Genomic DNA, 1,201 nt, shown 5'->3' with positions numbered 1-1,201 from the left:
TGCGTCCATACCCCACCTGTACGGGTAAATGCCCATACGGCGCCTGCATAATTATTGTCTCCCTGCCCACCTACCAGTATGGTATTGCCATCGCCCGAAATGCCGACAGACCAGCCTTGTATAGGGCCGGTGGTCGAGCCTGTACCAACTAATTTGGGGCCCTGCTGGCTCCATACCCCGGCGGTACGGGTAAACACGTATGCCGCCCCCATAGGGTTGCTATCAAGATAGCCACCCACTACAGCCGTATTGCCGTCGGCAGATATAGACACAGAATAGCCCTGGTGGGGTGCACCTACGGCATCTGTAGCAACCATTTTGGGGCCCTGCTGCGCCCAGTTTACACCCGTACGGGTATAAAACCATACTGCTCCTACATTGCCATTGTCCTGGTCGCTACCCACAATAGCCGTATTGCCATCGGCAGAAATTGCTACCGATGTCCCCTGTGGGCTATAACCTATGGGGTTGGTGCCTACTAATTTATTTCCCTGCTGGCCAAGCAGCTGGGCATTGCTGATGCCTGTAAAAATGAAAAGGAACATCGCCAGAAAAATAGCTTGCAACTGCCATTTGGCTTTCAAAAAACTGATCGGTTTTCTCATGGTGGTTAGTGGGTTAAGAGGTAACGTATAGTGATGATAGATAAGAGTGGGTTATGTTTCGGGCATTACGGGTATGCCCGTTTCGCCGGCCGCCGGCCGTGGTATTTGCAGAGTATGGTTTGCTTCATTGTTAGATTTTGGATGCGGCTACCGCCGCCCGGCATTTATTAAGGTATACTGAATAACGCTTTATAAAAGAAAATAGTATGCAGAAATCATTGATTACAAAAAATCGGCTATAAAGTGGATGAAAGTGCTTTTCAGGTAGATGAAAAACAGTATCAGGGGATAAGAATGTGCTCCTCTTTTCTTAAAACCAACACCCTATGGAGCACCCGGGTCAGGTATGATCATTGATCCATCCTTTTACCACCGGGCCAAAAAGCTGGAAGTGAACGGTACTGTAAAAGCCAATACCATTGCCGTAGCAAGGGGCAACCAATATAATGTGCTGAAAACAGGGGCAGGCTGGAATTACTCTTGACGAAATTTTAAAACAACTGACAAATACTTTTTCTTTACAGTAAGAATAATGGATAAAAAAGACAACTTTGGGATTGACTCTTCTTCCCCCTCTGAGTTAATTCGGCCATTTA

2 protein-coding genes are annotated in these 1,201 nt (G+C 47.2%); one reads left to right on the top strand and one right to left on the bottom strand.

Translation table 11 applies throughout. The features are described 5' to 3' along the window. Window positions 1-605, bottom strand: a 605-nt coding sequence (locus EGI32_RS11040) for a hypothetical protein (protein WP_255155430.1), incomplete at its 3' end; no start/stop codon positions are given. 346 nt (window positions 606-951) lie between these two features. Between EGI32_RS11040 and EGI32_RS11035 the strand changes: the two genes are divergently transcribed. Next, window positions 952-1,089, top strand: a complete 138-nt coding sequence (locus tag EGI32_RS11035) for a hypothetical protein (RefSeq protein ID WP_255154962.1) — start codon at window positions 952-954, stop codon at window positions 1,087-1,089. Window positions 1,090-1,201 lie beyond the last annotated feature (112 nt).

Origin of the sequence: Ferruginibacter sp. HRS2-29 (assembly GCF_024343615.1) — a bacterium.
In the GTDB taxonomy this organism is placed as follows: Bacteria; Bacteroidota; Bacteroidia; order Chitinophagales; family Chitinophagaceae; genus Ferruginibacter.
The sequence above is the reverse complement of the archived record's forward strand: the minus strand, read 5'-3'. Positions and strand labels throughout refer to the sequence as shown.